The organism is Streptomyces californicus, from assembly GCF_000717645.1.
In the GTDB taxonomy this organism is placed as follows: Bacteria; Actinomycetota; Actinomycetes; order Streptomycetales; family Streptomycetaceae; genus Streptomyces; species Streptomyces californicus.
In genome coordinates this window covers 396,272-410,045 of sequence record NZ_JNZZ01000008.1, presented here as the reverse complement: position 1 = coordinate 410,045, position 13,774 = coordinate 396,272, and the positions used below count along the sequence as shown (strand labels likewise).

At 72.5% G+C, this 13,774-nt stretch carries 12 protein-coding genes; 1 reads left to right on the top strand and 11 read right to left on the bottom strand.

Annotated features, from left to right (window positions below; genetic code table 11):
* The first annotated feature begins 25 nt into the window (after nucleotides 1-25).
* On the top strand, nucleotides 26-1,516 hold the full coding sequence (locus tag IF19_RS0113750; RefSeq protein WP_050493785.1) for a glycosyltransferase family 39 protein: 1,491 nt from the start codon (nucleotides 26-28) through the stop codon (nucleotides 1,514-1,516).
* A 29-nt stretch (nucleotides 1,517-1,545) separates the two neighbouring features.
* On the opposite strand, the gene IF19_RS1000000138220 is transcribed toward IF19_RS0113750, so the two are convergent.
* The 11 genes from IF19_RS1000000138220 to thrC all read right to left on the bottom strand — a co-directional run bounded on the left by IF19_RS1000000138220 (nucleotide 1,546) and on the right by thrC (nucleotide 13,773).
* On the bottom strand, nucleotides 1,546-2,790 hold the full coding sequence (locus tag IF19_RS1000000138220; protein ID WP_030113301.1) for a hypothetical protein: 1,245 nt from the start codon (nucleotides 2,788-2,790) through the stop codon (nucleotides 1,546-1,548).
* The gene (locus IF19_RS0113740) at nucleotides 2,738-4,534 is read right to left on the bottom strand and encodes an ABC transporter ATP-binding protein (RefSeq protein WP_050493794.1); all 1,797 of its coding nucleotides are present in this window, start codon (nucleotides 4,532-4,534) and stop codon (nucleotides 2,738-2,740) included. Before IF19_RS0113740 ends, IF19_RS1000000138220 begins: the two co-directional genes overlap by 53 nt.
* Before the next feature lie 181 nt (nucleotides 4,535-4,715).
* Nucleotides 4,716-5,192 (bottom strand): lasso peptide biosynthesis B2 protein, encoded by a 477-nt coding sequence (locus IF19_RS0113735; protein WP_030113303.1) that lies wholly within the window; start codon nucleotides 5,190-5,192, stop codon nucleotides 4,716-4,718.
* A complete protein-coding gene (locus IF19_RS0113730; RefSeq protein ID WP_030113304.1) occupies nucleotides 5,189-5,440 on the bottom strand; it encodes a lasso peptide biosynthesis PqqD family chaperone in 252 nt (83 codons plus the stop codon). The genes IF19_RS0113735 and IF19_RS0113730 overlap by 4 nt, the downstream gene beginning before the upstream one ends.
* Nucleotides 5,437-7,554 (bottom strand): asparagine synthase-related protein, encoded by a 2,118-nt coding sequence (locus IF19_RS0113725; RefSeq protein ID WP_050493786.1) that lies wholly within the window; start codon nucleotides 7,552-7,554, stop codon nucleotides 5,437-5,439. The genes IF19_RS0113730 and IF19_RS0113725 overlap by 4 nt, the downstream gene beginning before the upstream one ends.
* Before the next feature lie 50 nt (nucleotides 7,555-7,604).
* The gene (locus IF19_RS1000000136990; RefSeq protein ID WP_018511015.1) at nucleotides 7,605-7,727 is read right to left on the bottom strand and encodes a keywimysin-related RiPP; all 123 of its coding nucleotides are present in this window, start codon (nucleotides 7,725-7,727) and stop codon (nucleotides 7,605-7,607) included.
* 511 nt (nucleotides 7,728-8,238) lie between these two features.
* Nucleotides 8,239-8,853 (bottom strand): hypothetical protein, encoded by a 615-nt coding sequence (locus tag IF19_RS01000000134710; protein ID WP_267882445.1) that lies wholly within the window; start codon nucleotides 8,851-8,853, stop codon nucleotides 8,239-8,241.
* Between the two features lie 216 nt (nucleotides 8,854-9,069).
* Nucleotides 9,070-10,692 (bottom strand): chaperonin GroEL, encoded by a 1,623-nt coding sequence (gene groL / locus IF19_RS0113710; RefSeq protein ID WP_030119959.1) that lies wholly within the window; start codon nucleotides 10,690-10,692, stop codon nucleotides 9,070-9,072.
* A 622-nt stretch (nucleotides 10,693-11,314) separates the two neighbouring features.
* Entirely contained in the window at nucleotides 11,315-11,521 is a 207-nt protein-coding gene (locus IF19_RS0113705) for a cold-shock protein (RefSeq protein ID WP_003967346.1), read from the bottom strand.
* A gap of 627 nt (nucleotides 11,522-12,148) precedes the next feature.
* The gene (locus IF19_RS0113700; RefSeq protein ID WP_030113311.1) at nucleotides 12,149-12,427 is read right to left on the bottom strand and encodes a MoaD/ThiS family protein; all 279 of its coding nucleotides are present in this window, start codon (nucleotides 12,425-12,427) and stop codon (nucleotides 12,149-12,151) included.
* A gap of 35 nt (nucleotides 12,428-12,462) precedes the next feature.
* Complete coding sequence (thrC, locus tag IF19_RS0113695) at nucleotides 12,463-13,773, bottom strand: threonine synthase (RefSeq protein ID WP_030113312.1); 1,311 nt, start codon at nucleotides 13,771-13,773, stop codon at nucleotides 12,463-12,465.
* Nucleotide 13,774 lies beyond the last annotated feature (1 nt).

Genomic DNA, 13,774 nt, shown 5'->3' with positions numbered 1-13,774 from the left:
AGCCCGTGCGCTCGCCCCCGCCCTCGTGCCCGCCGCGGCCGCGCTCGCCCTGGGGTTCTGGGGCATCCGGCGGCAGGACTCCCTGTGGAGCGACGAGGCCGTCACCTACGAAGTGGCCCACCGGAGCACCTCGGACATCGCGCGGCTGCTGGCGGAGGCCGACGTCGTGCACGGTCTGCACTACTTCCTCATGCACGCCGTGTTCGCTCTCTGGGAGGGCGGCACGGTCGCCCTCCGGCTCCCCTCGGTGCTCGCCGTCGCCGCGACGGCGGCCGGGGTCGGCCTGCTCGGACGCCGCCTGGCCGGCCCGCGTGCGGGCCTGTTCGCGGGGCTCGTCCTGGCTCTGCTCCCCTCCCTGCAGCGGTACGCCCAGGAGGGCCGCTCGTACGCTCTCGTCTGCGCCCTCATGACGTGGGGCACGTGGCTGCTGCTGGACGCCCTCGACGCCGGCAGCCGGAAACGGCGGGCGGCACGCGGCGAGCGGCGGTCATGGCTCGGAGCGCAGCAGTTCGGGCGCCGGTTCCGATGGGCGGGATACGGGGCCGTCATGCTGGTGGCGTGCCTGGTGCACGCCTTCGCCGTCCTGGGCCTGGTCGCCCACGGCGTCACCGCGGCCCTCTCCCGGACCGGGCTCCGCCCCTGGGCCACGACCGCGTCCGTCGTGAGCGCCTCACTGGCCCCGCTCGCACTCGTCAGCGCCACTCAGTCCGGACAGGTGTCCTGGATCGCCGCCCCGGCCCTGTCCGACCTCGTCGATCAGGCCGTCGTCTCCGCTGTCGGCGTGGCCTGCGCGCTCCTCCTCCTGAGCGGCCGGACCGGCGGCGGCACAACGGCGGCAGGGGGCGTTCCCGCGCTCGCCCTCCCCCTGCTGCTCCTCCCGGCGGGCCTTCTGCTGGCCCTCTCCCCGCTGCGCCCCCTGTACGTGGACCGGTACGTCCTCTACGGATCCATCGGTCTCGCCCTGCTCACCGGGGCCGCCCTGGACCGGGCCCTCCGCCACGTCCTCACTCGCCTCCGCGCTCGCGGCCCCCTCCGCGGACCGCGTCTCCCCGTTCCGGTCGTCGCCGTCGCCTCCGCGCTCGTCACCCTCGCCGTGCTGCCCGCCTCCCGCGAGCTGCGGACCCCGGCGAGCCGGTCGGACGACGTGACCGCCGTCGCCGAAGCCGTACGGGAGATGGGTGCGCCCGGCGACGGGCTGGTCTTCCTCCCGGCCCGTCGCGCCTGGGTCCTCGCCACGCCCGATGGGTACGCGGAGCTCGACGATGTGGCGCTGGCGGACTCCCCCGCCGCCTCGGGCACCCTCTTCGGCGCCGAACTCGCACCGGCGGTGATCCGGGAACGGCTCACCGCCCAGCGGCGCGTCGTCGCCGTCCGGGACGTGTTCGGAGAACCACGCGACTCCACCGGGCGCCGGGACGCCAAGGAAGCCGTCCTCCGTGCGCGCTTCGAGGAGTGCGGCACGCGCAGGGTGACGCGAGCACAGATCACCGTGTACGCCCGCCCCGGCCACTGCTGAACCGCACGGCCTCCCCCGCCCCGTACGGGCTACGCCCCCGCTGCCTGAGCCGCCCCGACCACCGTGCGTACCGCCGCGAGCAGCGCATCGTCGCTGAGGACGGCGCGCCACTGGTCGTGACGGACGGGGCGCTCGTCGGTGTCGAGCAGGTGCCGGACCCGCGGGGCGACGGCCGTCGCGGCCGGCGGGTCGGCGGCCGCGACCTCGGCGAGGAGTTCCACGGCTTCCACGATCGTGGGCGGCGCGCCGCCGGGTGGGCAGATCCGGACGAGGTCGGCCAGGGCGGGGGCCACCTGGTGGCCATCCCGGGTCAGCTCCCACAGGGCCCGCAGGAGCGTCATCGCCTCGAAGCGGCAGTCGCCCTCGACGCGCGCCCGGGCGGTGGCCTCGAGCCGGCCCGCCACCTCGTCGGCCACGGGCGGATGTGTGGCGGCGATCTCGGCGAGCAGGAGCAGGGGCTTCACGCCGCCCGGGGTCGCGTACGCCTTCCGGGCGCTGTTCGCCGTCAACTCCAGCAGGGAGTGCACGACTTCGTTCGGGTCGCCGGTCTTCCGCCACCGGACTCGGGCCCTTTCCGTGGCGTCCTGCGGGATGGAGGAACGGCGGTCTCGATCGGCTGCGGCCGGGACGCCGCCCTGCTTCGGCAGAGGGACGGGGAGCGCTTCCGCCCGCACGGCGAACGGGCGCAGCGCTTCCGTGTAGTTGAGGTCGCTCTTCTCCCAGTCGCAGGTGGAGAGGTAGGGCGGGCTCGCGGAGAACCCCGTGGCCCGCCCGGACGACAGCCCGTCGATCAGGGGTTCCACGCAGCGTTCGTCCCCGGCCCGGCTCAGCATCCACACCGCGTGCCGGCGCGCGGGCTCGTACGGTTCGTCGTCCTCGGAGAGGTGCGCCGCCGCGCGGTCGGACCAGGGGCGGGCGGCGGTACCGCACATGGCGAGGACCCGGAGCGCGAAGGACCGGTTCGACTCGTCCGGGTCGTCCACGAACTCCGCCACGTCCGACAGGAGTTCCGGTACGGCGGAGCGCCACCGGGACATCAGGGCCGCCGCGATCCGCAGCCCGCTCTCGTGGTGGGCGGCGCTGTCCTGGCGCAGCAGCTCCCGGGCGAGGGCGAGCCGCCCGGGAAGGTCCTCGTCGAGCCGCGCGTCGGCACGAACCGGGCCGACAGCTCCGCGTCCACGCCCCGCCCTCCCTCTCGACCGGGCCCCCGCCCGGCGCCGCTCACCGCGCGTCCGCCGCCAGTTGCGTCGTCGCCAGTTCGCGGTACAGGTCATCCTCCGCGAGCAACTCCTCGTGCGTGCCCGCCCGGCGGACCCGGCCCTCCTCCAGGACCACGATGCGGTCGGCGTGCCGCACGGTGGAGAGGCGGTGCGCGATGACCAACACCGTGGTCTGCTCGGCCAGTTCGAGGATCACGTCACGCAGCGCCTGTTCGTTGACCGCGTCCAGTTGCGAGGTCACCTCATCGAGGAGCAGCAGGCGGGGGCGGCGCAGCAGGGCACGGGCGATGGCGATGCGCTGGCGTTCGCCGCCGGAGAGGGTGACGCCCCGATGGCCGACCGCCGTGTCCAGCCCCTCGGGCAGCCGCGCGACCAGGGCGTCCAGCCGGGTACGGGCGACCGCCGACGCCAGCGCCTCCTCGTCGGCCTCCGGGGCGGCGAAGAGGAGGTTCTCCCGCAGCGTCCCGGCAAGGACCGGAGCGTCCTGCTCCACGTACGCCAGCGCGCCCCGCAGTTCGGCCAGCGGCCAGTCCCGGATGTTCCGGTCGGCCACGGAGATCGTGCCGCCGTCGTGGTCGTAGAACCGTTCCAGCAGGCTGAACACCGTTGATTTGCCCGCCCCCGACGGGCCCACCAGCGCCACCATCCCGCCGGCCGGCACGTCGAACGTCACGCCCTGGTGGGCGGGGGCGCGCTCGTCCCCGTACCCGAAGACCACGTCCTGGAAGGCGACGCCGAGCGGGCGCGCGGTATCCCGATCCCGTACGGGTACGGGCACGGGTGCGGTCTCCGGCTCCGGTTCGCCGGGCAGCGACTCCACCTCGTCGATCCTGCGCACCGCGGCCAGCCCGCTCTGCAGTCCCGTCCAGCCCTCGACCAGGCCGCCGATCGGGCCCATCAGGTAGAAGAGGTACAGCAGGAACGCGATCAGCGCGGAGATCTCCAGCGAACCGGAGGCCACCCGCGCACCGCCCACCCCCAGCACCGCCAGGAACGCGAGCTGGATCGACATCATCATCGTGACGTCCGTGACCGAGGCCCACTTCGCGACGGTGACGCCCCGGTCGTGCGCGTGCCGGGCCGCCGCCGCCACGGCCGCCGTCTCCCGCTCCTCCGCCCCGCTCGCCTTCACCGTGCGGAACGCCTGGAGCACCCGGTCGAGGGCCGCGCCCATCGCGCCCACGGACTCCTGGGCGCGGAGCTGGGCCCGCTGGATGCGCGGCATCAGCAGGGACGTCACCGCCCCGATGCCGACGATCACCACCAGCGTCACGCCGAGCAGCGTCAGGTCCATGTACGCCATGAAGCCGATCGTGCCGAGCAGCATCAGCACGCTGTTGAACGACTCGACCAGTCCGCTGGAGAGGACCGTACGGAGCAGGGTCGTGTCGCTGGTGACGCGGGACTGGAGATCGCCCGGGGTCAGCCGGTCCACCGCCGGCACCTTCAACCGCATGATGCGGGCGACGAGTTGGTCACGCGCCCGGAGGACAACGCCTTCGCCCGTACGGGACATGAGGTAGCGCCCGTACGCGGAGAGACAGGCGCCGACCAGCACCAGCGCGGTCAGCGCGACGAGCGGGCCGGCGGGCGAGCGGTCCGCCGCGAACGCGTCCACCGCGTACTTCGCGGTCAACGGCATCGCCAGTCCCGCCCCGGAGCCCGCGAGCGAGAGCAGCCCCGCGCGGAGCAGGACACCCTGGTGCGGCCGGACCCGCGAGAGGAGCAGGCGCAGGGGCGACGGGCCGGGGGCCTCGGAGGAGCCGGAAACCTCGGACGGGCCGGGGGCCTCGGAGATGCCGGGGTCGCCGGAGGAGCCGGAAGCCTCGGACGGGCCGGGCGCGCTGTTGGCGTCGGCGGCCCCGGACGTTCTGGCGGCCCCGGACGGGCCGGGAGGCGCGGAGGGGGCGGGGCGCTCGGGCGGGTCCGGGGGCGCGGAACCGCCCGCCCCACCGGCGGGCCCGCCCGGTCCACCGCCCTCAGGCGGCCCGTTCCGCTCCGCGTCCGCCGTCGTCCCCGTCGCCGTGCCCACCCGGATCCCCTCCGTCTGCCGTCACTGTCATCAAGGGACGCAGATCCGCCGGTTCCGCCTGCTCCCCGACCGTACGGCCCCCTGCCTGTACCCAAGCATGCGGGGCGAACGGCGGCGCCGCCCGCACCCCCGCGCACCAGTCGGGCCAGACACCGGACATCCGGCAGGCCAGGGCGATGGCGACCGAGCGCGGCAGGCAGCCGTAACGGCCCGCGCAGCGCCTGCTGGTGGAGACCACCGCCTCGAAAACCTCCAGGGTCTCCGCGTACGAGGCCGGGCGCGCGCCCCGCGCGCACCGGTCCAGGACCCGGCGCAGCCGTCCCGGCTTGAGGCGGGCCAGCACGAACGCGGCGGCGATGGCCGTACGCAGCCGTATCCCGCCCGCGCCCGCGCCCCGGCGCGGCATCGTCATCTCGGTGGTCATGCGTGCAGGATCTTCGCCTCGACGAGCTGGCGGGTCAGCTCCGCCACATCGGACTCCGCCTCGGCGCGCTCGACGTCGAACGCCGCGACGATCCGCTCGACGGCGATCTCGGGCGTGTGCCCGGCGGCGAGCGTGTCGACGACGATGACGCTGGTGTCGTTCAACTGCCAGTAGCTGCCGTCGTTCTCGTCGAGGAGCACGCCGCCGTACTCGGTGGTCGTGACGGCGATGCCTTTTCTGAGCTTCACAGGATTGCCTCGCTGGTACGGGTGAGAGGTGAGGTGCGGTCGGATCGGGACGGAGCCGTCGGCCAGGCGTTCTCGGCCGTGCGGAGCCAGGTCTCCCCGGCCACGGTGGAGCTGATGGAGTGCTCGACCAGGACGGGCGAGAAGGGTTCGGCGGCGAGCCGGAGGAGCTGGCGGTCGTCGACCAGGCCGCGTTCGGCGAGTCGGGATCCGGTCCACAACCCGGCCAGTTCCGGGCCGTGTTCGCGCAGCCCCTGGTGTTCGTCGGAGGACATGTGGTCCTTCGTCGTACGGGCCAGCAGCGCGTCCGGGACCACCCCGCGCATCGCTTCGACCAGCAGCGGCTTGTAGCGCCAGGGGCTGATCCGGTCCGGGAGGCGTACGGCGAGGGTCGCCTCCAGGACCCGGTCGTCGTAGAAGGGCGCGGCGACCGGCAGTCCGATCGTCGTGCCGATGTCCTCCATCGCCTGGAAGTGCCGGGCTCCCATCCGTACGGCGTCGATGTCGACGTGCCGCCCGCGCCACGGGTCGATCGGCTCGGCGTGTTCGGCGGCCCGGAACTCCTCAACGATCAGAGAGTTGGCGAGTTCGGTGAACCAGGGGCGCAGGGACTGCCGTACGCCCCAGGAGAGGAGCGGGGTCCTGGCCACCGGCTGGGCTTCGGCGGTGACGGCCCCCGCGAGCCAGCGCGGGAAGGAGGAACGGTTCAGCAGGGCCTTCACCGTGGGCAGGAGCGGCCAGCCGAGCTGGTGACGCAGGCCGCCGAGGTGGTTCCAGGCGGTGAACGGGTTCCCGTGGAAGAGGTCCTGGTAGGCGTGGGGCAGCCCGAGGAAGAGCTCGTCGCCGCCGTAGCCGGTGAGGTGGTAGCGCGAGCCGGTGGCACGGGCGCGGCCGAGGAGGAGTTCGGCGCGGGCCCGGCCGGGGGCGACCGGCAGCGGCTCGTCGTTCAACTCGGCGGCGCAGGAGGCCAGATCGGCGTAGAAGTACGGAGCGTCGTCCGCCGGGATGACGCGGTGCTCCAGGTCGGGATCCGCGTCCCGCTCGGGGCCCGCCGGCCGGCCTGGGTCCGCGGGCCGGCCTGGGTCCGCTGACCGGTCGGTTGCGGCAGGCCGACCACCGGTTGCGGTGGACCGGCCGGCTGCGGTGGGCTCGTCGGCGTGGCGGTTCTGGGCGCTCTGCTTGGGGTGATCGTCCTGCCCGGCCAGCTCCACCGCCCGGCGCGCCCAGGTCTCGTCCTCGCTGTAGCGGTCGCGGGCGGCCACGGTGAGCAGCGAGAGCCGTCGCGGGCCGGTCGCGCGGGCGGCGAAGGTGAGGGCCGTGGAGTCCAGGCCCCCGGACAGTTCGCAGCTGATCCGGTCGTGGCCGCCGACATGGGCGCGTACGGAGGCGGCGATGGCCTCGCCGAGCGCCCGCGCCCCTTCGGCCAGCGGGAGTTCAGGGGCCGGCGGTTCCCACCAGCGGTACTCCGCGGGGCCGGGGACGGCGGCCGTACCCGGTGCTGCGACGGGCAGGGCCAGGCCGTACCCGGCGCCGGTCTCGTGCACCCCGCGCCACACGACGCGGCGGCTCAGGGGGTGCGGCAGGAAGTCGAGCATGCGCAGGGCGAGCGCGCCGTCGTCCAGGGGCGCGTCGATCAGCCGCGCGAGGACGGCGGGGCGGTCGGAGGCGATGGTTCCGGCCTCCGGATGCCGGGCGTGGTAGATCCGGCGCAGGCCGGAGGCGGTGCCTCTGATCCAGGTCTGCCCGGAGAGCCGGGCGATGACGTGGTGGAGGCCGGGCCGCCGGGCGAGGCGGCGCTCCAGACCGGCGCGGTCGCGGGCGCCCTCCAGCAGGCCGGCGAGCACGGACTCGGGGACCCGGTCGGGGCCGATGAGGACGAGGGCGTCGTCGCCCCGGCGGAGGTGGCTCACCTCGCGGAAGGCCGTGCGGGCGACGACCCAGGGCCGGCCGGACGGATGGAGGACGGTCAGCCCGTCGCCCCCCGCCGCGGCCGGCCCGGTCGACTCCTGGGCGGCGGACCGCCCGGTCGACTCCCGCACGGGAAGCCGCCCGGCCACCGCCGCACCCGCCGCGCTGTCCGGCAGAACGACGAAGTAGTCACGCAGATGGCCGGGCATGTTCACCTTCCGGAAGTTCTCAGACGTCGCACAGGAATCCGGGGGCCGGATCAGATGATGCGGCGGACCCAGTACTCCTTGTACGAGCCGTAGAAGTAACCGGCCGTCTTCTTCGAAAAGTCGCCCTGCTTGAACAGCGACGGCTTCACGTAAGCCTTCTTCTGCTGCTTCATGACACCTTCCCTTCTGAGCGGTTGGAGACCGTTATGCGCAACTTGCCTCTGCATAACTGACGTTATTCATGCGACAGGTGTTCACCACGTGAACACCAGAGCCATCATGTCCCTCAGCAGCACCGGTACGCGCGATTCCGGCTCACCGTATGAAGTTGGCCGGATCGCATGAGCGACGAAGAGCGGAGGGCGAGACTCCGGGACGACGCGCGCAACCGACCGGTCGGCATGTGCAGTCGCACACCGAGGACGCCCAGCACTCAAGTGGACTGGACCAATAACGGGCCAGGATGATCGAACCGGGCGGTGAGCTGCCAGGAGAGGGAGGTGCCGCGCGCATATCCGCCGAACCAGCCCCCGTGGGCCCGCCGCCGTCCCGGAGGCGCACTACCTCAGCGGCCACGGTGGCGCCAGCGTCTTCGGCGAAACCGCCGATACGCGTGCTGCCGCACCGGGAAGACCGCTGCAAGACACCATTCGGCCACGCGGACCGCTCCCGGCCACCGCCCGACTACCCCGCACCCGCGCCTTCTCGCCGCCCACGCAGCCGGTAGCCGCCCCAGGCCGCCGTGCCGCCGCCCAGCAGCAGCGGCATCATGCCGTAGCCGACGAGCGTCGAGGAGTGGGCGTACCACCGCCCGCCGTCGAACACCTGGGTCGCGGTGACGGTGTCCGGGTCCGTCCGCCCGTCGTGGTCCGTAAAGAGGATCCGGGTCCGTTGGAGCTCCGGGGCCCGGGGCACGCCGTCCAGATGGGCGCGCAGCATCTCCAGGTCCACCTGCTTGAGCTCGGCCCTGTTCGCCCGCTGCTGGGCCGGGCTCTCACCGAAGCAGTGCCGGACGGTCTGCCCCTTCTGCGTGCGGGTGTCGCGGCAGTCGATCCGCCCGAAGGTCTCGACCCGCATCCCGAGGGCGCCGGAGAGCCCCGTACCGGTCACCACGACCATCAGCCCCAGGACGACGAGCGCGCCTCCGCCGAGGAGGAGCGAGAGCCCCGCGAGCCGCCGCCCGCCCGCGCCACCGCCCCGGCCCGCCGGCCTCGCGCCGCCTCTCGTACGCCCCTCGCCGCCCACGGGATCGCCGTTCGTACGGCCCGCCCCGCCCGTTCCGCCCGCACCCGTGTCCATGCCTCGCCGCCCCCGTATCCGTCCATCCGGACCTGCCCCTGGTCCTGTACCCGCGGCCGGACCCGTTCGACCGCCTCCGCGGGCGCGGCCCCACCCCCGCCCGCGAGCCGCACCGGGCACCGGAGTCGTGCCCGCCAACGCCTCAGGGGCGACACCTCCGTGAAGGAGATGCCGCCCCTGAGGGACGTACGCGGAGCTTCGCGATCGGCAGGCCGATCAGAAGTCCATGTCACCGCCCGGCATGCCACCCGGGGCGGCCGCGCCGGCCTTCTCGGGCTTGTCGGCGATGACGGCCTCGGTGGTGAGGAACAGCGCGGCGATGGACGCGGCGTTCTGCAGGGCGGAACGCGTGACCTTCGCCGGGTCCAGGATGCCCTCGGCGATCATGTCGACGTACTCGCCGGTCGCGGCGTTGAGGCCGTGGCCGACCGCCAGGTTGCGGACCTTCTCCACGACGACGCCACCCTCGAGACCACCGTTGACGGCGATCTGCTTGAGCGGGGCCTCCAGCGCGAGCTTCACGGCGTTGGCGCCGGTCGCCTCGTCGCCCGTGAGGTCGAGCTTCTCGAAGACGGCCGAAGCCTGGAGCAGAGCCACGCCACCACCGGCGACGATGCCCTCCTCGACGGCGGCCTTGGCGTTGCGCACCGCGTCCTCGATGCGGTGCTTGCGCTCCTTGAGCTCCACCTCGGTGGCGGCGCCGGCCTTGATGACGGCCACGCCGCCGGCCAGCTTCGCGAGGCGCTCCTGGAGCTTCTCGCGGTCGTAGTCCGAGTCGGAGTTCTCGATCTCGGCACGGATCTGGTTGACGCGACCCTGAACCTGGTCGCTGTCACCGGCGCCGTCGACGATCGTCGTCTCGTCCTTGGTGATGACGACCTTGCGGGCGCGGCCGAGCAGGTCCAGGCCGGCGTTCTCCAGCTTGAGACCGACCTCCTCGGAGATCACGGTGCCGCCGGTGAGGATGGCGATGTCCGCGAGCATGGCCTTGCGGCGGTCGCCGAAGCCCGGGGCCTTGACGGCGACGGACTTGAAGGTGCCCTTGATCTTGTTGACGACCAGGGTGGAGAGCGCCTCGCCCTCGACGTCCTCGGCGATGATCAGCAGGGGCTTGCCCGACTGCATGACCTTCTCCAGCAGCGGGATCAGGTCCTTGACGCTGCCGATCTTCGAGTTGACGATCAGGATGTACGGGTCGTCGAGCGACGCCTCCATACGCTCCATGTCGGTGGCGAAGTACGCCGAGATGTAGCCCTTGTCGAAGCGCATACCCTCGGTGAGCTCCAGCTCCAGACCGAAGGTCTGGGACTCCTCGACGGTGATGACGCCTTCCTTGCCGACCTTGTCCATCGCCTCGGCGATCTTGGCGCCGATCTCGGTGTCGGCGGCGGAGATGGAGGCGGTGGAGGCGATCTGCTCCTTGGTCTCCACGTCCTTGGCCTGCTCCAGCAGAGCGGCGGAGACAGCCTCGACGGCCTTCTCGATACCGCGCTTGAGGGCCATCGGGTTGGCGCCCGCGGCGACGTTGCGCAGACCCTCGCGGACGAGAGCCTGGGCGAGAACGGTGGCGGTGGTCGTACCGTCGCCGGCGACGTCGTCCGTCTTCTTGGCGACCTCCTTGACCAGCTCCGCACCGATCTTCTCGTACGGGTCCTCGAGCTCGATCTCCTTGGCGATGGAAACACCATCGTTGGTGATCGTGGGCGCGCCCCACTTCTTCTCGAGGACGACGTTACGGCCCTTGGGGCCGAGGGTGACCTTGACGGCGTCGGCGAGCTGGTTCATCCCGCGCTCGAGACCGCGCCGTGCCTCCTCGTCGAACGCGATGATCTTGGCCATGTGAAGTGGTCCTCCCGGACAGGGGTGGATTGCTCCGGACCGAGAGGCGCCCGCGACGGACGGCCTGCGACTCGGTGGTTCCTTGCCCCACCGCGCCTGCGGGCCTCACCGGCCCGGTCCAAGTTCTGTCACTCTCACCTGGAGAGTGCTAACGCCAATGATTAGCACTCGACCCCCGAGAGTGCAAGCGCCTTCGGCGAGAGCCCGCCATGTGGTCGGGGCCCGCCGGGCGGTCCGGGACGAGGGCGTCGCAGGCCCGCGTACGGAGGCGTCGCAGGTCACGTCCAGGGGCGTGGTGCAGGTGACCGCGCACGGGCGTCGCTGGTCACGTACAGGGGCGGCGCGGGCGCGGTTACGGGTGGGGCGGCGCGGGGCCGCTGCCGACCACGCTGCCCCGGTGCCGCAGGGAGACCGCCGGGCGTGCGCCCCGAGGCCACCGGGAGACCGTCAACCGCGCGCCCCCGAGGCTCCGTCCCGGGACACGCGGAGGGCCCTGGACGCCCCGGGACGCGCTGAGGCCTCTGGACGCCCCGGGACGCGCGGAGGGCCCGATCCCTGCTGGAGCATTCCAGGGGTCGGGCCCTACGTGCGTGCGCGGTGTCGTCGTACGACCGTGCCGAGCTCAGCCGACGGCGAGCTTGACCATGTCGGCCTGGGGCCCCTTCTGGCCCTGCGAGATCTCGAATTCAACTCGCTGACCCTCTTCGAGGGTGCGGTACCCGTCCATCTGGATCGCGCTGTAGTGGACGAAAACATCCGCACCACCGTCGACCGCGATGAAGCCGTACCCCTTCTCCGCGTTGAACCACTTGACGGTGCCCTGAGCCATGCCAACTCCCCTATTACTGGCACTTGCACGGGACCGCACTTCGCGGGCCCGGGTCGCGACCCACCCTCCGACAGGAGAGGGTGCGCGGCGCCGCAGCGCGTCGACCGCGGCCGAATGTATCCGTCCAACTGCCCTCTGCAACAGGTCAATCGGACGAGAAATATGGGCGCGCCGGAACACGCGAATATGCGGGTTTCCGAGATTTACGGGCAAGTCGGGCCGGGCAAAGCGCACTTATGCCGCAAGAGGTTCACGTACTTTGGCTGCTTCTTATCGGGGCCGGGCGCATTCTCATATGCGGGCGGCACGAGCAGCGGACGGGGCTTCCCCAACTGTACCGCGCTCAACCATGCAGAATTGCCCCCTCCGCTTATGGAGCGGAAGGGGCAACCGGTGTCACACGAAGGCACTGCGGCCACACGGGGCTCAATGGCCCCGAAAGGGAGCAGACCCGAAAGGATCAGATCGGAAGGGGCCGATGCGGCTGTTCCGACGGGATCAGCACGGACGGGGCCGTACGATCCGGCCCGCCCGTCCCGTCCAGCCCGGGGGCCGTGCGTTCAATCCGTCCGGCCCGGGGGGCCCGTCCCTACGACCCGGCCCCCGGGCGGACCGGCCCCGCGCGGCTCAGCAGCCGCCGGCGACCGCGGGGATGATCGAGACGCCCGCGCCGTCCGGGGTGGCCGCGTCGAGGCCGCCCTCGAAGCGCACGTCGTCGTCGTTGACGTACACGTTGACGAAGCGGCGCAGCTTGCCCTGGTCGTCCAGGACACGGGCCGCGATGCCCGGGTGGTCCTTCTCCAGGGACTCGATGACCTCGGAGAGCTTCGCGCCCTCCGCCGTGACCTCGGCCTGGCCGCCCGTGTAGGTGCGGAGGATGGTGGGGATGCGGACCTTGACGCTCATGACGGTCGCCTTTCTGGCTGCTGCGGTCGGGGTGGTCAGGCGGAGGCGAGGCCCGCGGCGCGGAACGCGTCCAGGCTCGGCTTGATGGTCGCCGTGGCCTGCGAGGTGGCGGAGACCGCGTCGAGCGTCTTGAGGCCGTCGCCGGTGTTCAGGACGACGGTGGTGAGCGTCGGGTCGATCACGCCGGCCTCGACCAGCTTCTTCGTCACGCCGACGGTCACCCCGCCCGCCGTCTCGCCGAAGATGCCCTCGGTGCGGGCGAGCAGCTTGATCGCGTCGACGACCTGCTCGTCGGTGACGTCCTCCACCGCGCCGCCGGTGCGCCGGGCGATGTCCAGGACGTACGGGCCGTCCGCCGGGTTGCCGATGGCCAGCGACTTGGCGATCGTGTTCGGCTTCTGGGGGCGTACGACGTCGTGGCCGGCCTTGAAGGCGGCGGAGACCGGGGAGCAGCCCTCGGCCTGCGCGCCGAAGATCTTGTACGGCCGGTCCTCGACGAGGCCGAGCTTGATCAGCTCCTGGAACCCCTTGTCGATCTTGGTGAGCTGGGAGCCGGACGCGATCGGGATGACGATCTGGTCGGGCAGCCGCCAGCCGAGCTGCTCGCAGATCTCGTACGCCAGCGTCTTGGAGCCCTCGCCGTAGTACGGGCGGAGGTTGACGTTGACGAAGCCCCAGCCCTCGCCGAGCGGGTCGCCGATGAGCTCGGAGCAGAAGCGGTTGACGTCGTCGTAGTTGCCCTCGATGCCGACCAGTTCACCGCCGTACACCGCGGCCATGACGACCTTGCCCTGCTCCAGGTCGTGCGGGATGAACACGCAGGAGCGCAGTCCGGCGCGGGCGGCGGCCGCGCCGACGGCGCCGGCCAGGTTGCCCGTGGAGGAGCAGGAGAGGGTGGTGAAGCCGAAGGCGCGGGCGGCCTCGACGGCGATCGCGACGACGCGGTCCTTGAAGGAGTGCGTCGGGTTGCCGGAGTCGTCCTTCACGTACAGGCCGCCGGTGACGCCCAGCTCGCGGGCGAGGTTGTCGGCCTTGACGAGCTTGCTGAAGCCGGGGTTGAGGTTGGGCTTCTCGGCCACGTCGGCGGGGACGGGCAGCAGCGGGGCGTAGCGCCAGATGTTGTCCGGTCCGGCCTCGATGCGCTTCCGCAGCTCCTCGGGGGCGCCGGTGGGCAGCTCGTACGCCACTTCCAGCGGTCCGAAACAGGAGGCGCAGGCGAAGAGGGGGCCGAGCTCGAAACGCTCGCCGCACTCGCGGCAGGAGAGCGCCGCGGCGGGGCCGAGATCGACGTTCGGGGCGGCGGAAGCGGTGGTGTCCGCGGTACCTGCAACAGTCTGAACAGCCATG